At 70.4% G+C, this 17,550-nt stretch carries 20 protein-coding genes and 2 pseudogenes; 16 read left to right on the top strand and 6 right to left on the bottom strand.

Annotated elements, in window-relative coordinates:
* The gene (mmuM, locus tag BRM3_RS11505; RefSeq protein WP_263593446.1) at positions 1 to 939 is read right to left on the bottom strand and encodes a homocysteine S-methyltransferase; all 939 of its coding nucleotides are present in this window, start codon (positions 937 to 939) and stop codon (positions 1 to 3) included.
* A 183-nt stretch (positions 940 to 1,122) separates the two neighbouring features.
* Here mmuM and BRM3_RS11510 point away from each other — a divergent pair.
* The 5 genes and pseudogenes from BRM3_RS11510 to BRM3_RS11530 all read left to right on the top strand — a co-directional run.
* A pseudogene (locus BRM3_RS11510) lies at positions 1,123 to 1,548 on the top strand (amino acid permease); the annotation flags it as partial.
* 400 nt (positions 1,549 to 1,948) lie between these two features.
* The gene (locus tag BRM3_RS11515; RefSeq protein ID WP_263593447.1) at positions 1,949 to 3,298 is read left to right on the top strand and encodes a glutamate decarboxylase; all 1,350 of its coding nucleotides are present in this window, start codon (positions 1,949 to 1,951) and stop codon (positions 3,296 to 3,298) included.
* 250 nt (positions 3,299 to 3,548) lie between these two features.
* Complete coding sequence (locus BRM3_RS11520; protein WP_263593448.1) at positions 3,549 to 4,973, top strand: ferredoxin reductase family protein; 1,425 nt, start codon at positions 3,549 to 3,551, stop codon at positions 4,971 to 4,973.
* A gap of 18 nt (positions 4,974 to 4,991) precedes the next feature.
* Positions 4,992 to 5,498, top strand: coding sequence for an FMN-binding protein (locus BRM3_RS11525; RefSeq protein WP_263593449.1), 507 nt, complete (start codon positions 4,992 to 4,994; stop codon positions 5,496 to 5,498).
* Between the two features lie 95 nt (positions 5,499 to 5,593).
* Positions 5,594 to 6,313 carry an FAD:protein FMN transferase gene (locus tag BRM3_RS11530; protein WP_263593450.1) on the top strand — a complete coding sequence of 240 codons (720 nt, stop codon included), beginning with the start codon at positions 5,594 to 5,596 and terminating at the stop codon, positions 6,311 to 6,313.
* Here BRM3_RS11530 and BRM3_RS11535 read toward each other — a convergent pair.
* Together BRM3_RS11535 and BRM3_RS11540 are read right to left on the bottom strand one after the other, a co-directional pair.
* The gene (locus tag BRM3_RS11535) at positions 6,310 to 7,266 is read right to left on the bottom strand and encodes a sensor histidine kinase (protein ID WP_263593451.1); all 957 of its coding nucleotides are present in this window, start codon (positions 7,264 to 7,266) and stop codon (positions 6,310 to 6,312) included. The two genes, BRM3_RS11530 and BRM3_RS11535, sit on opposite strands and share 4 nt — an antisense overlap.
* On the bottom strand, positions 7,263 to 7,940 hold the full coding sequence (locus BRM3_RS11540) for a response regulator transcription factor (RefSeq protein WP_263593452.1): 678 nt from the start codon (positions 7,938 to 7,940) through the stop codon (positions 7,263 to 7,265). Before BRM3_RS11540 ends, BRM3_RS11535 begins: the two co-directional genes overlap by 4 nt.
* Before the next feature lie 116 nt (positions 7,941 to 8,056).
* Here BRM3_RS11540 and BRM3_RS11550 point away from each other — a divergent pair, with 116 nt between their 5' ends.
* From BRM3_RS11550 to BRM3_RS11600, 11 genes and pseudogenes are all read left to right on the top strand, one after another.
* Complete coding sequence (locus BRM3_RS11550) at positions 8,057 to 8,857, top strand: HAD-IC family P-type ATPase (RefSeq protein ID WP_396127042.1); 801 nt, start codon at positions 8,057 to 8,059, stop codon at positions 8,855 to 8,857.
* A gap of 31 nt (positions 8,858 to 8,888) precedes the next feature.
* A complete protein-coding gene (locus BRM3_RS11555; RefSeq protein WP_263593455.1) occupies positions 8,889 to 9,608 on the top strand; it encodes a VIT1/CCC1 transporter family protein in 720 nt (239 codons plus the stop codon).
* A gap of 102 nt (positions 9,609 to 9,710) precedes the next feature.
* A pseudogene (locus BRM3_RS11560) lies at positions 9,711 to 10,013 on the top strand (transposase); the annotation flags it as partial.
* Positions 10,014 to 10,103: 90 nt separating this feature from the next.
* Complete coding sequence (locus BRM3_RS11565; RefSeq protein ID WP_263593456.1) at positions 10,104 to 11,246, top strand: ATP-binding protein; 1,143 nt, start codon at positions 10,104 to 10,106, stop codon at positions 11,244 to 11,246.
* Between the two features lie 54 nt (positions 11,247 to 11,300).
* A complete protein-coding gene (locus BRM3_RS11570) occupies positions 11,301 to 11,789 on the top strand; it encodes a hypothetical protein (protein ID WP_263593457.1) in 489 nt (162 codons plus the stop codon).
* Positions 11,790 to 12,083: 294 nt separating this feature from the next.
* Positions 12,084 to 12,794, top strand: coding sequence for an SOS response-associated peptidase (locus BRM3_RS11575; RefSeq protein ID WP_263593458.1), 711 nt, complete (start codon positions 12,084 to 12,086; stop codon positions 12,792 to 12,794).
* Between the two features lie 510 nt (positions 12,795 to 13,304).
* Positions 13,305 to 14,081: an amino acid permease gene (locus BRM3_RS11580; RefSeq protein ID WP_318152407.1), complete on the top strand. Its 777-nt coding sequence runs from the start codon at positions 13,305 to 13,307 to the stop codon at positions 14,079 to 14,081.
* Between the two features lie 59 nt (positions 14,082 to 14,140).
* Entirely contained in the window at positions 14,141 to 14,713 is a 573-nt protein-coding gene (locus BRM3_RS11585; RefSeq protein ID WP_263593459.1) for a DUF421 domain-containing protein, read from the top strand.
* A 32-nt stretch (positions 14,714 to 14,745) separates the two neighbouring features.
* Positions 14,746 to 15,516, top strand: a complete 771-nt coding sequence (locus tag BRM3_RS11590; RefSeq protein WP_263593460.1) for a DUF2785 domain-containing protein — start codon at positions 14,746 to 14,748, stop codon at positions 15,514 to 15,516.
* A gap of 168 nt (positions 15,517 to 15,684) precedes the next feature.
* Complete coding sequence (locus tag BRM3_RS11595; RefSeq protein ID WP_263593461.1) at positions 15,685 to 16,149, top strand: hypothetical protein; 465 nt, start codon at positions 15,685 to 15,687, stop codon at positions 16,147 to 16,149.
* A 6-nt stretch (positions 16,150 to 16,155) separates the two neighbouring features.
* Positions 16,156 to 16,422, top strand: a complete 267-nt coding sequence (locus BRM3_RS11600) for a hypothetical protein (protein WP_263593462.1) — start codon at positions 16,156 to 16,158, stop codon at positions 16,420 to 16,422.
* A 16-nt stretch (positions 16,423 to 16,438) separates the two neighbouring features.
* On the opposite strand, the gene BRM3_RS11605 is transcribed toward BRM3_RS11600, so the two are convergent.
* The 3 genes from BRM3_RS11605 to BRM3_RS11615 all read right to left on the bottom strand — a co-directional run bounded on the left by BRM3_RS11605 (position 16,439) and on the right by BRM3_RS11615 (position 17,525).
* Positions 16,439 to 16,876, bottom strand: coding sequence for a pyridoxamine 5'-phosphate oxidase family protein (locus tag BRM3_RS11605; RefSeq protein WP_263593463.1), 438 nt, complete (start codon positions 16,874 to 16,876; stop codon positions 16,439 to 16,441).
* A 55-nt stretch (positions 16,877 to 16,931) separates the two neighbouring features.
* Positions 16,932 to 17,147 carry a hypothetical protein gene (locus tag BRM3_RS11610; RefSeq protein ID WP_263593464.1) on the bottom strand — a complete coding sequence of 72 codons (216 nt, stop codon included), beginning with the start codon at positions 17,145 to 17,147 and terminating at the stop codon, positions 16,932 to 16,934.
* Between the two features lie 153 nt (positions 17,148 to 17,300).
* Positions 17,301 to 17,525 carry a hypothetical protein gene (locus BRM3_RS11615; RefSeq protein WP_263593465.1) on the bottom strand — a complete coding sequence of 75 codons (225 nt, stop codon included), beginning with the start codon at positions 17,523 to 17,525 and terminating at the stop codon, positions 17,301 to 17,303.
* Between the last annotated feature and the right edge of the window lie 25 nt (positions 17,526 to 17,550).

Here is a 17,550-nt window from a genome sequence, read left to right on the forward strand (position 1 = left end):
TCACGCCCCGGCGACGTCGCCCGGCGTGCCCGAAGCGCGCAGGCCGCTCGCGATCTGGGTGATGTGTCGGGGCGTGACCCCGCAGCAGCCGCCGATGAGGCGGGCACCGGCCGTCGCGAGCGCGGGAGCCACCTCGAGAATGCCCGGCCCCGGGCGCCGGCTGCCGGTCCAGCGCCTCGCCCGGGCGTCCCAGACCTCGCCGATGTTCGGATAGGCCAGCAACGGCACTCCTGCTGCGCCGAGCACGCCGAGCGCCAGGATCGCGTCGGCAGGATCGCAGCAGTTGACGCCGACGGCCCGGATCGTGGGGGAGTCCTGGACGATCCCGGCGACCTCCGTGAGCGCGGTGCCGTCCCGCAGCCGATCCCCGCCGACGGTCACGCTGAGCAGGGCCGGGGCGTCCACCGCCGCGAGCTCGAAGGCGAGGGCCTCGACCTCGCGCACGCTCGGGATCGTCTCGGCGAGCAGCACGTCGGCGCCGCCCTCCGCGAGCACCTCGAGCCGCGGACGGTGCCAGGAGCGCAGCGCCGCGACGTCGAGGCCGTAGTCGCCGTCGTACTCGGTGCCGCGCCCGGGGCCGGCGCCGTAGGGGCCGACCGAGGCGGCCACCCAGCGCGGCGCGGGATCTCCCGCGATCTCCTCGGACGCCTCTCGTGCGAGACGCACGCTCGCACGCAGCAGCTCCTCGGTCTCGGTCCGGCTCGCCCCGGCCGCTGCGAGCCCGTCGAACGTCACCTGGTAGGAGCAGCTCGTCGCGACCTCGGCGCCGGACCGGAAGAAGTCGACGTGCGCCGCGCGCACCTCCTCGGGCCGGTCGCGCAGGATCCGGGCCGACCACAGGTCGTCGGTGACGTCGTTGCCGCGGGCCGCGAGATGCGTGCCGAGTCCGCCGTCCAGCACGACGATCCGATCGGGGTCCAGCAGGGGGGTCGCAGTCACGGTCCCAGGATACGGAGACGCCGCGTCCGCCCGGCCCGCGGGCCGAGGGCGGCGCCGTCCCATGCCGCCCTGTGCCGTCCTGTGCCGCCGTGTGACGGCGTGTGACGCCAGGGGCACGGAGAGGCCGTCGGCACCCGGCCGCGTGGTTAGGGTGAGCCGGATTCCGAGCAGAAGGGGGTCGCCGTGAGCGCACCCGCCACACCCGAGCACACGACGCTGCGCCGCACGATGGAGTCGCGGCACCTCGTGATGATCGCTCTCGGCGGCGTCCTCGGCTCGGGGCTGTTCGTGTCCTCCGGGGACACGATCTCGCAGGCCGGGCCGCTCGGGGCGGTCCTCGCCTACGGGATCGGAGCTCTCGTCGCCTACCTCGTCATGAGCTGCCTGGGCGAGCTCGCCGTCGTCTACCCCGTGTCCGGCGGCTTCCACGTCTACGCGACGCGCAACCTCGGCCCCGCGTGGGGCTTCGCGACCGTCTGGCTGTACTGGCTGTGCTGGGCCGTGGCGCTCGGCAGCGAGTTCACCGCCGCCGGCATCCTCATGCAGCGCTGGTTCCCGGGGGTGCCGGTGTGGCTGTGGTGCCTCGTGTTCGCGACGGTCCTGTTCACGCCCTCCAGCGCGCCACCGCACAGCACGCGCTCACCAAGCACCTTGCCGCGACCTTCGAGCACGTCGCGATCGAGGACCTCAACGTCGCGGGAATGTCCGCGAGCGCGCGCGGCAGCCTCGAGCAACCTGGCCGGAACGTCGCCGCGAAGGCTTGAATCGCCCCGGGTCTGGTGGAGGCTCTGAACCCACGGGAGGATGAGGAGCATGGCAGCACGGAGGCAGTACCCCGACGAGCTTCGGGAGAGAGCCACGAGGATGGCTGTTCAGGCACGGCGCGATCCACCGCCGCAGTCATGGTCAGTGTCGCCCAACGCGCCGGCGATGGTCGGTGCCATCGAATGGGTGGCGTCTGACCGTGTGGGATGCGTCAGGTGAAGGTGAGATGGGGGATACTGGCGGCGTGCCGAACCTCGAACCGCAAGCGGATCTGGAACGGATCGCCGCCACGTCCCTCCCCACGCACGGCATGAGCGCCCGCGAGGCCTACACGTCCGTGCACGACGAGCTCATGCTCGACGGCAATGCACGGATGAACCTCGCCACCTTCGTCACCACGTGGATGGAGCCCGAGGCCGAGCAGCTCATGACGGAGGCGTTCGACAAGAACTCCATCGACCACGACGAGTATCCGTCGACCTCACGCATCGACACACGCCTGGCGTGCATGGTCGCGAGCCTCTTCCATGCGCCGGGCATCGACCCCGATCGCCCGGAGTCCGCGACGGGGGTGAGCACGATCGGCTCTTCGGAGGCGGTGATGCTCGCGGGCCTCGCCTTGAAGTGGAGGTGGCGGGCAGCACGTCGATCCGCCGGGGCTCCGGCGGATCGACCGGTGCTCGTGCTCGGCAGCAACGTGCAGGTCGTGTGGGAGAAGTTCTGCCGCTACTTCGACGTCGAGCCCCGCTATCTCCCCGTGGAGCCCGGACAGTATGTCATCACGCCCGCACAGGTGCGCGAGGCGGTTGACGAGAACACGATCGGCGTCGTCGCGGTCCTCGGCACGACCTTCACCGGCGAATACGAGGACGTCGTGGGCATCGCCGGGGTGCTCGACGAGATCGCGGACGCGGGCGGCCCCGACGTGCCGATCCACGTCGACGCCGCATCCGGCGGCTTCGTCGCGCCGTTCCTCGACCCGGATCTCGAGTGGGACTTCCGCTTGCCCCGGGTGCGGTCGATCAATGTCTCGGGGCACAAGTACGGCCTCACCTACCCCGGGATCGGCTTCGCCGTCTGGCGTGGCCCGGAGGATCTTCCCGAGGAGCTGATCTTCCACGTGAACTACCTCGGCGGCGAGATGCCGACCTTCACGCTGAACTTCTCGCGACCCGGCAACCAGATCATCGGGCAGTACTACAACTTCCTCCGTCTGGGCGTCGCCGGCTACACGCGGGTGATGTTCGAGCTGCGCCGTCACGCGCGGTGGCTGGCCCGTTACGTCGGCGAGGAGCTGTCCGCGTACGAGGTGATCAGCGACGGATCCGCCCTTCCGGTGATCGCGCTGAGCCTTCCGGATGACAGCCCGTTCAGCGTCTTCGACGTCTCGCATGAGCTCCGCACCCACGGATGGCAGGTGCCCGCGTACACGATGCCGGCGGCTGCCGAAAGAGTCGCGGTGCTGCGCATCGTGCTGCGCCACGGCTTCACCGCGGACCTCACCGGGCGCTTCGCCGAGGATCTCACCACCGTCACCGCCGGGTTGCAACGGCACGGATCGACCGGCTCGACCGCCCGCCACTTCGCCCACTGAGCCGCTACGTCTCTCACCGAACAGCCAGCCGCCAACCCGCCGAAGGAGAGCAACGACGGGAGGGCGGGGCGCCGCGCAGGTGACCGGTGCGCAACGCGATGACCCAGATGACGGCGAGCCCCGTGCTGCAGACCCCATAGCTGCGCATGCCGAAACCATGCACCCCCGCAAACGTGTGGTGTGGCTGTGGGTTCTCTGGGAGGCAGTGAATCTTGGAGTGGTCTCAGAGCGGGGTCGTCACGCTGTGGTCATGACCGCGCAGGCGACCTTCTCCGAGACCACTCCCGTGCCGCCCTCTGTGCCGTCGCGAGGGGGACGTCGCACCACCGCTGCCATGTGGCGCCTGGCCGCGACGGTTGCGATCTGGGGCACCAGCCTGGCCGTGCTGGTGCTGTGGGTGCGCGGCGGCGGGGTGCAGGCCACGCTCGGGCTGAACGCCGAGTCGTTGACGACGATGGGGCGACTCACCGGGTTGGTCTCGGCGAATCTGCTGCTGTATCAGGTGATGCTGATGGCGCGGGTGCCGGTGTTCGAGCGCGGGTTCGGGCGGGATGCGATCGTCCGGATGCACCGCCATGTCGGGTTCTGGTCGTTCTGGCTGCTGGTGGCCCATATCGTCCTGGTCGTCCTGGGATACGCGGCCACCGCGGCGGTGAACCCGCTCGTGCAGTTGTGGGAGTTCGTGTGGGAGTACCCGGGGATGCTGCTGGCTGCTGCGGGGACGGGGCTGCTGGTGATGGTGGTGGTCACCTCGATCCGTCGTGCCCGCCGGAGGCTGCGCTACGAGTCCTGGCACCTGCTGCACCTGTACGGGTATCTCGGGGCAGGGCTCGCGATCCCGCACATGCTGTGGACCGGCGCAGACTTCGTCTCCAGCCCCACCGCGACCGTGTACTGGTGGACGCTGTGGGCAGTGACCGCGGCAGCGGTGCTCGTGTTCCGTGTCGGCCTGCCCCTGGCCCGCTCCCTCCGGCATGACGTCCGGGTCACCGGCATCGCCCCGGATGGCGCGCACGGGGTCGCGGTGCGGATGACGGGACGCGCGCTGCACGCCCTGCGCGCGGAGGCCGGTCAGTTCTTCGTCTGGCGGTTCCTGGACGGGCCGGGCTGGACCCGTGGGCACCCGTTCTCGCTCGCCGCGGATCCCGCGTCCGGGGAGCTGGTGATATCCGTGAGGTTGGCCGGTGACGGCACCCACCGGCTCACGGGGCTGCGCCCCGGGACGCGGGTGCTGATCGAGGGGCCGTACGGGACGATGACCGGTGCCCGGCGGCAGGGCCGCAAGCTGTTGATGATCGGGGCGGGTGCGGGCGTGGCACCGCTGGTCTCGCTGCTGGAGTCCGAACCGTATCTGCCGGGTGAGGCCACGTTGATCACTCGGGACCATGCCGATGCGGAGGCCCTCCGTGTGGAGGCGATCGGGCAGCTGGTGCACACCCGGGGCGTCCGCCATTTCACCCTCAACGGGCCGCGCGGCCAGAGCGGGCCGAGTTGGCTGCCCCAGTCGCATGCGGCCTGGAGCGGGGCGGACCTGGTCCGTCACGTCGCACCCGATCTCGACGACTACGACGTCTACCTGTGCGGGCCGGGCCCCTGGATGCGTGCGGCCGAGACCGACCTGCGCTCGGGCGGGGTGCCCGCGGACCGTATCCACCGTGAGACGTTCAGCATCTGACCCTGGGGAGTGAAGAATATGAAGAAGATCGTGTACTGGGTGATGGCGACGGTGACCGGGGTGGTGCTGCTGTTCAGCTATCGCACCTCTCTCGGCGCCGACCTCACCGCCACGACCACCCCCGATACCGTGTCCTCGCCTGACTCCCTGGCCTCGCCGGACACATCGACCGGTGACGGCGGCGCCCCGTCGAAGTCGGACGGCGGCGGGGCGACGTCGTCGCAGGACAGCTCGGTCAGCGGGTTCGTCGACGGTTCCTATACCGGGTCGGCGGCGCGGACACGGTATGGGGATGTTCAGGTGCAGATCACGGTGTCGGGCGGGCGGATCACCGATGTGCAGGTGCCGGTCTACCCGGACGCCAACGGCCGGGATCGGCAGATCAACGCCCATGCCATCCCGCAGCTGGTCGCGGAGACCACCGAGGCGCAGAACGCCGACATCCAGATGGTCTCCGGCGCCACCTACACCAGCAGCGGCTACACCCAGTCGCTGCAGTCCGCACTCGACCAGGCCCGCGCATGACCCCGCCGGCGGGCGCGGTGATGGTGGAGGAGGTCATGGGCACCGTGGTCAGCATCCACGCGCACGGGCACGCCGCCGCGGACGCGCAGCAGGCGATGGCCGCGGCGATCGCGCGGATGCGTGACGACGAGCGTGTCTTCAGCACCTTCCGGCACGATTCGGACATCTTCCGGCTGCGCGACGGGACCCGCACGCTCCAGGACGTGGACCCTCGGATCCTCGAGGTGCGGGAGCGGTGCCTGGCGTTGCGGGAGCAGACCGGCGGGCGGTTCGATGCGTGGTGGCGGGGCTGGTTCGACCCGACCGGCCTGGTGAAGGGATGGGCGACCGAGCGCGCCGCACGTGCGGAGCTGGAACCGCTCCTGGACCGGCCGGGCATTCACGCGGTCGGCATCAACGCGGGCGGCGACCTGCAGGTGTTCACCGCCCCCGGTGCGGACTGGGTCTGGCGGGTCGGCATCGCCGATCCGCTGCACCACGGGACGCTATTGGCCACTGTGGAGCTCGTGAACGGTGCCGTGGCCACCTCGGGGACCGCCGAGCGTGGCGCGCACCTGATCGACCCCGCCGCAGGCCAGCCCGTCGCATCCGGGATCGGCGCCACGGTCGTCGCGGACGCGCTGACCGATGCGGACGCCTGGGCCACCGTCGCCGCCATCGCCGGCATCACCGACCTGTCCTGGGTGCCCGCCGCCCCGGCCGGCGTGCGATCCGGCCTCGTGTCCGACGGCACCCGCACCCGGAGATGGGCCGGCGGTGTCGAGGTGACGGCCGCGTCGTCGCCGTGGCTGACGACCTCACCGTGTTCAGGTTAGACAGCTGGTATGCGCAGCAGAAAGGTCGTGCCCTGTGGTGAGGTGTGCTCGAGGCTGATGCTGCCCCCGGCCCGGTCGGCGGCCTCACGGACCAGGGCAAGGCCCAGCCCGAACCCGCGCCGCCTCCCAGATTCGCTGCCGCGCGCGAACCGCTGGAAGATGCGGTCCTGCTCCTCCGGTGGGACGCCCGGCCCGTTATCGGCGACCCGGATCTCCACCACGCCGGGCACCGGCCGTGCCGAGATCGTCACCGCAGAGCCTGCCGGGGCGTGCTGGATCGCGTTGTCCAGCAGCGCGACACAGAGCCGGGTCAGCGTCACCGGCGGCATCGCCGCGTCCGCGGGCACGACATCCACGACCAGCCTCACCCCGGCCTCCTCCGCGAGCACGGACACCGTCGCGCCCGCCGCAGCGACGCAGTCCCCGACCGCCGCAACCTGGGTGCCGGTCGCGTCGCCTTCGGCGGACAGCAGCATGTCGGTGAGCACGTCGTCCATCACCGCGGCGTCTCGACGCAGCTGGGTGAGCGTCGTCGCGATCGCATCGCCGCGCTCATGGCGGCGCTGCAGGATCTGGATCCGGCTGGTCAGCGCGGTCAACGGGGTGCGCAGCTCGTGGCTCGCGTCCGAGACGAACTGACGTTGCAGGGTGAGCGCGTCGGCCAGGGGGCGCACCGCCCACCGGGCCGCCAGCCAGCCGATAACCCCGAGCAGCACGACCCCGACGATCCCCAGGCCCACCACCCACGGCAGCACCCGATCCAGATCGACCACCATCGCGTCCGGGTCGGGCCTGCCCCCGTCATGCCCGTGCTCCATCCGGGCGGTGCTCAGCAGCACGCCGATCAGGATGCCGACCCCGCCGAGGATCACCAGCGTCGACGCGATCGCGACCAGCACCCCCACCCGCACGGCGGAGCGACGCACCCGCTGCCGGTCGGCGGCCGCGCTCATCCGAACGCCCCGGCCCGGTAGCCGCGGCCGCGGACCGTCTCGATCAACTCGGGCGTGCTCTTACGCCGCAGGTAGTACACGTACGTGTCCACCGACCCGGGCGACTCGCCCTCGGTGAACACCGTCCGCAGGATCTCCTCCCGGGAGAACACATGCTCGGGGCTCGCGGTGAGCAGCTCCAGCACCGCGTTCTCGGTCGCTGTCAACGCGATTCGCGCCCCAGTCGGGGAATACAGCGCCTGCACGTCGGGCGTGAACAGCCACTCGCCGATCTCACGCCGACGCCCCTGCGCCCGGTACCCGCGCACCAGCGCCCGCAACCTCGCCAGCAGCTCGTCGAAATCGAACGGCTTCACCAGGTAGTCGTTCGCCCCCGCATCCAACCCCTCCACCCGGTCCGCGACCGCTCCCAGCGCGGTCAGCACCAGGATCGGGGTGGTGATCCGCGCCGTGCGAACCGCCGCGATGATCTCCGCACCATCCACACCCGGCAGACGACGATCGATCAGCATCACATCGAACCGCCCATCCAACGCCCGCCGCCGCCCGGCCGTCCCGTCAGCGACATGCTCCACCTCATACGCCTCGGCCAGCACCTCGCACGTCATCTCCGCGATCACCGGATCATCCTCGAGATACAGCAACCGGGGCCGGACACTGGTCACCGTCGTCATCCCCACATTCTCCCGCACCGCCCCCGCCCTGCACACGAGCGTTTCGACGGCGAGCCGGGCGGGCCCCGTCAGGCTCGAGGCGAGCGGCGAAGTTCTTCCACGAACGCGGTGACGCGCTGTTTGATGTCGTCACGGATGGGGCGCACCTCGGCAAGGCTCTTGCCGGCAGGGCCGGTCAGGTCCCAGTCCTCGTAACGTTTGCCGGGGAAGACCGGGCAGACATCGCCGCAGCCCATCGTGATCACCGCGTCCGCTTCGCGCACCTGGTCGGTGGTGAACAGCTGCGGGACGGTGCCGGTGACCTCGCCGACGACAAACGCCCCGAGGCCGCGGCCGTGGTCTCCTGGCCGAGGGCGAACGGTGTCGAGCGGATCGCGATGCTCACCGGCGACGTCGAACCGACCGCCGCGGCGATCGCAGGCCAGGTCGGCATCGACGACGTCCACGCCGAACTGCTCCCGGCGCAGAAAGTCCAGCTCGCCGCTGAGTTACGGCCTCGTCCGATGATGATGGTCGGCGATGGTGTGAATGACGCGCCCGTCCTCGCCGCCGCTGACATCGGCATCGCGATGGGCGCCAAAGGCGCCACCGCCGCAGGAGACGCCGCCGACATCGTGATCCTCGTCGACTCCCTCGCCCCGGTCGCCGACGCCGTCGCGATCGGCCGGCGGACCGTCCGGGTCGCGTTGACCGCGATCTGGATCGGCATCGGCCTGAGTGTGGGGCTCATGCTCGTCGCCACCACCGGGATCATTCCCGCCGTTGCTGGAGCGCTCACCCAGGAGCTGGTCGATCTGACCACCATCCTCTACGCCCTTCGCGCCCTCCGCGGCCCTACCAGCACCCTGCTGCGGGGTCAGGATCAATCCACGGGCGAACAGTCACGCTCGCCGCGCACCTCGGTAACGCCCCGATAGGCACCGGTAACGCCCGGGTAGTCTAGGGGGTATGACAGTGCCCGCCGGAACGCACCCGAACGAACCGCATCGCCCCGGTCTCACCCAGCGGTTGAACTGGCTTCGTGCGGGTGTCCTCGGCGCGAACGACGGGATCGTCTCCACCGCCGCGGTCGTGGTCGGCGTCGCCGGTACGACCGCCACGGTCGCGCCCGTCTTCCTCGCCGGCGCGGCCGCCCTCGTCGGCGGGGCCGTCTCGATGGCGCTCGGCGAGTACGTGTCGGTGTCCAGCCAGTCCGACTCGGAGAAGGCGCTCATCGAGAAAGAGCGCGGCGAGCTCACCGACGACCCCGACGCGGAACTGGCCGAGCTGACCGGCCTCTACCAGGCCCGCGGCCTGACGCCGGAGACCGCCGCCCGCGTCGCCACGGAGCTCACCGAGCACGACGCCCTCCGAGCGCACCTCTCGATGGAGCTGAACATCGACCCCGACGATGTCGTCAGCCCCTGGCACGCCGCCTTCGCCTCCGCAATCGCGTTCACCATCGGAGCACTGCTCCCGCTCGCCACCATCCTCCTGATCCCGCACCCGGCGAACATCGTCTTCACCTTCATCGCCGTCCTCCTCGCCCTCGCCATCACGGGATACGTCGCCGCATGGATCGGCGGGGCCAGACCCTGGCGCGCGGTCACGCGCACCGTCATCGGCGGCGCCATCGCCCTGACCGCGACCTACCTCGTCGGCACACTCTTCGGCACCACCATCGGCTGACACACCATCTCAGCCCGAGCGTGAGGGCCGGTGCGTCGAGAGCCATTAGAACCACTCTCGGTGGCGCGCGGAAGGATGCTCATCGCTTTGGGCGGCTGCGCCCTCCGCGACGCCTACCGGCACCCCGACCTAGCCGAGGGGCAAACGCTTGCCGAGCGAGTTCTTGATTCGTTCCCAGACTGCCCGATCCCCGAAATGGCGCGGCTCGGCCGCAACCTGAAGCAGTGGCGTGGCGCGTTCCTGGCCTACCGGGCGACAGACCGCTCATCCAACGACGGCACCGAGGCAGTGAACGGACTCATCGAACTCGTCCGCCGCATCGCCCGCGGCTTCACAAACTACGACAACTACCGCCTCCGCATGCTCCTCATCGCAGGCGGCCCCGACCCCACCACCCCCACCTGAAGTGCGCAGAGCCGTTCATGGAGTCGCCTGGAGCGTACCCACCCGGTTGTGATCTGTTCTTATTTGGGGGCGATCCTTTATACTTTTTACATGTCTTCGAACTTGTTCCGCCCATCGTTCGGCACGTACCCGCACGTCCTCGTCGGCCGCGATGCTCTGCTCGACGAGTTCGAGGACACCTTCGACGGCCTCCTGGACCTCACCGGGCTGACGGTGCTCCTCTCCGGCCAGCGAGGCATGGGCAAGACCGTGCTGCTGGACGCCTACGCCCGCGCTGCACGATCGGCAGGCTGGCTCGTCATCAGCGACGCCTCGAGCGACGGGCTCCTGGACCGGCTCAGCCGCGACCACCTCCCCCGTCTCCTCCAAGTGCACGCCGAGCAGCCTCGTACGAAGCTCACCAGCGGCAGCGTCTCCCCGGGACCCGTCGGTGCTGGCGGCGGGTGGGACGAGCGCTACCCCGCCGAGTCCACCCTCCGCTCCCAGATCGCCGAGCTCACCGACGCCCTGCGCCCCAGCGGCCGCGGCCTCGTCATCACCGTCGACGAGATCCAATCCGCTGCCCTCGAGGAGCTCCACAAGCTCGGCGAGATCCTCCAGTACGCCCGCCGCGAGGACCGCATGCTCGCCTTCGCCGGCGCCGGGCTCTCCACCCCGATCGAGGAACTGCTCGACCACCCCGGCGCGACGTTCCTCCGCCGCGCCGAGCACCACACCATCGGCCCCGTCTCCCGCCCCGACGTCCGCACCGCTCTCGCCCAGACCATCGCCGACGGTCACCGCGAGATCGACGTGCACGCACTCGACCGCGCCGCCGACGCCGCCGCCGGCTACCCCTTCATGATCCAGCTCGTCGGCTACTACACCCTCAAGAACGCAGCGCCGACCGGACCCGTCGACGCCGCCGCCGTCGACGCCGGAATCACTGCCGCCCGCCGTCGACTCGGCCGACTCGTCCACGCCACAGCTCTGCGCCCACTGTCCGACGTCGATCGCACCTACCTACTCGCCATGGCCCAAGATGACCGGCCGTCCCGCACCGGAGAGATCGCCAAGCGCATGGGCGTCACCGCCCAGTACGCCGGCGAGTACCGTCGCCGCCTCATCCGCGACGGCATCATCGAGCCCGCCGGTCACGGCAAAGTCCGCTTCACCATCCCCTACACCGCCGACCACCTGCGCGAACACGCCGCCCACGACGCCCTCGAGGACCTCGCCGACGAGACCTCCTGAAGCGGTGGGGTACATCTGCCTCCCACAACACGAGACGAAGAAGGAGGCCTCGTCATGAGCATGACTCAGCCGCCAGCGTTCGACGGCTTCCTCGCCTTCGGGGACGAATCGGGGTCTGATCGACGACTGGATCCCGATGCCTACATCCTGGCCGCCGCGGTCATCGACCCGGAGCATGTCGAAGACGTGCGAGAGATGGCCCGGGTGCTCAAGCGCCCAGGTGCCAGGAAGGCTCACTGGCGCGACGACTCCAACAAGCAGCACGACGCCGTCATCGCGACGATCTCGCAGATGCCCATCGAAGGTGTGATTGTCGTGCGCCGGGGAAGCTCTGACGAGGTACCGGAGCGCAGACGAAGGAAGTGCATGGAACCGTTCCTGACCAGTGTCGAAGACTACGGGTGCAACTGGCTCATGCTCGAATCGCGAGGCCCCGCCGACGACAAGCGAGATCGCGATCTATTGGACACGATGCGTGCGAAGCATCAGTCAGGTGGGCTCCGACTCAACCACAAGCCAGGCCCCGAGGAACCCCTGCTCTGAATCCCTGACGCACTCTGCGGCGCTCTGACGTCCTCACGCACCGGGGAGGGGCGTTGGCTCGAAGAGATCGAGGAACGGATCCACATCACCGAGATCGATGAGCGACCCCAGACATGACGCAAGCCCCAGGCCCTGTCGTCCGGCAGGATCTCCTGAGGCTTACTTCCAACACCACCGCAATGGTGAGGCGATACCCCCATCGTAGAGCACGGAGGATCCCCTGTCACGGGCGGGCCCTTGGGAACACGCCGTCCTGTGCACCACACTGGGCCCAGGCTCGAGGAGGGACTCACCATGTGCGGACGATTCACGCTGGCGTTCGACGGCGACGGGCTGCTGCACTCGTACGTCGCCACGAGCGATGACCGAGCAGCTCAGTGGGAGCCGACCTACAGCATCGCACCGCGCACGAAGGCTCCCGTGGTGCGCGAGTTCGTCGACGACGACGGAGCGAAGCACCGCACCCTCGAGCTCGCCCGCTGGGGACTGCACCCGTCCTGGGCGAAGGACACGGGCCCTCGGCCGATCAACGCACGCCTGGAGACCGTGAGCAGCAACGGCATGTTCCGCGGCGCGTTCTCGAGCTCCCGGGCCGTGATCCCGATGACCGGCTACTACGAGTGGGTCGAGGCTGCCGACGGCGGCAAGGATCCGTACTTCATCCACCACCCTGACGGGGAGCTGCTGCACGCCGCCGGTCTCACGGCCGCCTGGAAGGCCGAGGGCGACGTATGGGACGTGTCCTTCACGGTGATCACGCGCGACGCGCGGGATGCCGGCGGCGAGGTCCACGACCGGATGCCGACCTTCCTGACCGAGGACGCGATCGAGGAGTGGCTCTCCCCCGGGAAGCTCGAGGCCGACCAGAAGGCGCCGCTGCTCGCGCAGCTCGAGGACTCCTCGTCCACGATCGCGGGGCAGCTCGTCACCCGCCCCGTAGATCGGCAGGTCAACAGCGTCCGCGGCCTTGACCGCTCCGATCCTTCCCTGATCGCACCGATCTGACCTCGAGCACAACTGATCGAATGGAGCAGAAGCCATGGCCACACCCGAAGGGTTCTCCGGTCTGCACAGGGTGCTGACCGGCGAGGATGCGAAGGCGATGGGGCAGGAGATCGTCCGCGCGTCTGGCCGACCGGAGGCCCAGAGCGCCGGCCTCCGACCCGGCCGCATACAGCCGAGCGACGGACCCTCCGCTAGCCCTCGCCGCGGTGAGCTCAGCGGCTCTTGATCTTGCAGTAGGCCTGCACGGCGATATCGACGCCGGTATCCGCCGCCCGCCGGCGTCTCGCTCCCCATAGGGTGTCAGCGTGAACACTCCTGCTCGACCGCCACGCTTCATCTATGTCGATGACTCTGGCACCGAGCACACGGGCTTCGCCACCTACAGCTGGGTCACCGTTGCATTCGACCACTGGCGCCAGGCCCTCAGCAACGTCCTCTCCTGGCGTGCCCACCTCACCAGTACCTACGGCATCCCCAAGAACTACGAGCTGCACGCAACACAGTTCGCAAATGGACGTGGAAACCCGTCCTTGGGCGGGGGAGGCGAAGGACCCGCAGCGCGCGATCCCGCGAGCCGTGCGCACGGCCGTGCTGCGCCTGACCATCTTCTTCGTCGGCGCGATCGCCGTGATCGCCGCGATCGTGCCCTTCGACACCGCCAGCACGAACGAGAGCCCGTTCGTCACCGTCTTCGACCTCGTGGGTCTCCCGGCGGCCGGAGACATCATGAACGTCGTGATCATCACGGCGCTGCTCTCGGCCGGCAACTCCGGGCTGTTCTCGTGTGCCCGCATGCTGCACTCGCTCGCCGCGGAGGGGCAGGCCCCTCAGGTGCTCGCCCGCACCACGCGCCGCGGGATCCCCCTCGTCGCCCTGAGCGTCTCGATCCTCTTCGGCCTCGCCTCGCTCCTGTCGAGCGTGATCGCGCCCGGCAGTCTGTTCCTCGCCCTCGTCTCGATCGCGGGCTTCGCGGTCGTCGCGGTGTGGATTGTGATCGTCGCCTCGCAGATCGCCTTCCGCCGCCGCTTCGTCCGCGAGGGCGGCCGGATCGAGGACCTCGCCTACCGGTCCCCGCTGTTCCCCGTCGTGCCGATCGTCGCGCTCGTGCTGCCGGGGCTCTCCCTCGTGGGGGTCGCGCTCGACCCGGCCCAGAGCGCGGCGCCGTGGTTCGGGCTGCCCTTCACCGCCCTGTGCCTGGTCTACTTCCGCGTGCGGCACGGGGCGGGCGTCTTCCGAGCCGCCCCCGCGGCGCCTCCGGCCGCGGAGCCGGAGCCGCTCGTCGCCTGAGCGGGCGGGAGGTCTATCGTTCACTTCCAGGTGAGCGTGCGCGGCGAGGGGAGATCGATATGCAGCCCCCGGAGGGATGGGGAGAGTACCTGGTCACGCACCTGGGGATCGAGCTGTACCGCATCCCCGTCGTGATGCTCTCGGCCGTGATCATCTACGTGGTGTTCCTGATCCTCGTCCGGATCTTCGGGTCGCGCGTGCTCACGGTCACGAGCGGTTTCGACACGCTCGTCGTCATCATGCTCGGCGCCGTCGCCGGGCGCGCCATCCTCGGGCACCCGCCCACGGTCGCGGCCGGCGTGATCGGACTCGCCACCCTGATGGGGATGGAGGCCGTGTTCGGCGCCGTGGAGCGGACGTGGGCGTCCCGACGGCTCATCAGCGGCCGGCCCGTCGTCGTCTTCGCACACGGGCGCCCGGTCCCCGCTGCGTGTCGGCGCACCCACACATCGCCGGCGGACCTGAGCTCGGCCATGCGGCGGGCGGGGATCGCACAGCCCGCCGACGCCCAGTGCATCATCCTCGAGCCGCACGGCGACTACTCGGTGATCCGGGAAGGCGCGCCGATCAGCGCCGATCTTCTCGTCAACGTCGACGGTGCTGATCTCCTCGGCCCGCGGGAGCGGAGCTGAGGCGTGGAGGAGCACGAGTGAGGAGAACGTCGATGTTCGACGACGACATCCGGTCCTCGGATGAGCGTGTCCGGGAGGCTGCCGTGGACCGACTGGAACGAGACGTCCTGGACGACGCGGACGGCTCACGAACCCTCGAGGCGTGGGAGCGGGTCACAGCGGAACTCGACGATGATGCTGTCAACGTCTCCTTCCGTCTGATCGCCGCTGCCTCGATCCTCCATCTCGATGCCGCCCGGGAGTGTCCACGCCTGAGGGCCGAGGACCTGGCCGATCCTCTGCAGCGTCTGCTAGCCGCGTGGGCCGTGATCGCTCGTGGTCGGCCGCCGGGGTGGACGCCCGACGTCGGGTGGATCCATGTCACGGCTCACGGCGCCGACCTGGTGCTCGCGGCGGCGCGGCATGGCGGGGCACCGGGAGACTGCCTGGACGAAGCGTTCAGCACATGGATCGACGTGACACGCGCATGCGGGCCGCTCCTCGCCGAGGAGGAGGATCGGCTGGGTCTCGCCCTACTCGGGCTCCTGAGGCGTCGGTGGACGGACGCCGGTGCGCTCTGGTCGCCCGACGTGCTCTGGCAGGGGCCCTTTCCCGCCGACCCCGCGTCGCCGCGGTGGGAGGAGCTGATGGCCCTGCGCGCCATCACCCGCTCGGCCGCCGCGCTCGCCTGCGCGGGCGTCCGCATCCGCGAGCTCGGCCTCGTGTGGGGACCGGCCTCGGCCGAGGCCCCGGTCCTCACGACGTGGCTGATCGATGCCCTGCGCGCCACCGACAACCTCGGGGTGATCGCCGACGGGCAGTAGGGTCGCTGCCGTGACGGCACAGACGCGATCGACGGTTGGACGAGGCACACGGGTCGCAGAGGCCCTGCTCGGCATCGGCTGCGCCGTCGTGGGCCTGCTGCCGTGGCTCCTGGGCGGCATGGAGCTGCCGCTGCAGAACCTGTGGGCCGACGACACGATGATCGGCACATGCCGCGCGTCCTGCTGCCCTTCAACCAGTACTACGTGGCCATGCTCGTCTCGCTCCTGGGCTTCGGCGCGGCGCTCGCCGGTCTCGCGGCACGAAGGCTCGTGGCCCGGCGAGATCGGCGCAGCGCCCTTCAGGTGATCGGCGGCATGCTGCTCGTCCAGCTGATCGCACTCGCCCAGACCGTCGCCGTGGTCCAGGGCGGTCTACGGCAGGGCACCGACTCGCGCATCTACCTCGTCGGGATCACCGGGATCGTGCTCCTGGCGATGCTCATCGGGCTGCTGGCCTCGGTGCTCATCGCGCTCGCCCCGGCCCCCGGGGCGCTCCTCGGCCTCACGCTGGGCGCTCTGACCGTCACCTGGTGGGCATCGACCCTCGTCGCCGCGATCGTCGGCCAGGACGCCCTCGCCCTCGGCGTCCAGCCTCTGCTCGCGCCCGTCCTCGTCGGGATCGCGATCGCCTAGTGCGGCATGGTGGGAGCGGTGCGGGTCACGGCCGTGATCGCGAGTCTCGTGCTGCTGTGGGTGCTGCCCTCGGCCCTCGCCGGACTGCAGCACGCGCTCGCCTCGAGGGCGATGCTGGGACTGCCCCGCGACCTGGCGCAGACGGCCGCCGCGGAGTCATGGACCGTGTTCACCGGCCCCGCGCTGCACGGCGTCGAGATCGCCATCGTCGTCGCGCTGGTCGTGCTCGTGGCACGTGTCCTGCTCGCGCGTCGGGCACAGCGAGCCCGGTAGCTCGCCGCGGGGGCGCTCAGACCTCGAGGTCCTCGACGTCGCTGTCGAAGGGGCGAGGAGAGTGCACCACCCAGCGCTTCGCGGCGCGCGGTCGCAGCCGGAGGAGCACGGTCGCCGGGCCCTCGTGCGCGGACGCGCCCGCGCCGCCCTCCGGTACGTCGCCGCCCACGAAGTGCGCCATCGCCCGGGCCACGAGAGCAGGGTCCTCGACCACCTCGGCATCCGCCTCGATCGCGTAGAAGCCGTCGGGCGTCGCGCCGGCGAGGGTCACCGCGGGCCGCTCGCGCACGTCCGCGGCCTTGCGCGCCTGGGCGAGGGTGAGCACCGCGGCGACGCCGGGCTCGTCGAGCGGGTCGGGCTGCACCGCGACCGGCCGGGTGCGTGGCCCGTCGGGCCCGAGCGTGGTCAGCAGTGCGGTGCGGTCGACGGGAAGGACGTCGTTGAGCGAGGTCATGGGCTCATCGTGGCATCGTCCCGGGCAGGCGCCCGGGACGATCGGCCTGCCCGGCTCAGGTCCTCAGCCAGTACAGCCCGACCAGGACCACCAGCAGGATCACGAGACCCACCAGCCAGGGCACCGCCGCACTCCAGGTCTGGGCGGCCGGCTCATCGCGCGTGTCCCGCCGTGAGGTGCGTCCGGCCGTGCGCACGAGCACCACGACCAGGCTCGCGAGCAGGGCGAGACCGACGAGGACGAGGAACAGCGTGGACGCTCCGGAGGACATGCCCCGATCCTGTCAGGCCGCCCGCGGGCAGCGCCACCGGGCACGCGGCGCCGCCGGGCGGTCGGGGCCACCACGCGTCGGGCGCCGGAGACGACGAACCCGGCCGCTGCCGCACGGGCAGGACCGGGTTCGGGACGGAGGATGACGGGGTCGTCAGCCGCCGTGGAAGTAGGGGATCACGAGGTACAGGCCGAACAGCACGGCCAGACCCGCGAGGGCGAACATGCTCCACCCGCCCATGCGGCGGGAGGTGCTCACGGCCCCCGAGGGGCCGGCCTCGAGCAGCCGGGCCCCGATCGAGACGACGGAAACGAGGACGACCGCGGAGACGAGGGTGACGACGGCCACGAGGCCGAGGGCGGCGAAATCGATGTGCATGAGAGCTCCTGAGAACCGGTCGCGG

Source organism: Brachybacterium huguangmaarense, assembly GCF_025725725.1.
GTDB classification, from domain to species: domain Bacteria; phylum Actinomycetota; class Actinomycetes; order Actinomycetales; family Dermabacteraceae; genus Brachybacterium; species Brachybacterium huguangmaarense.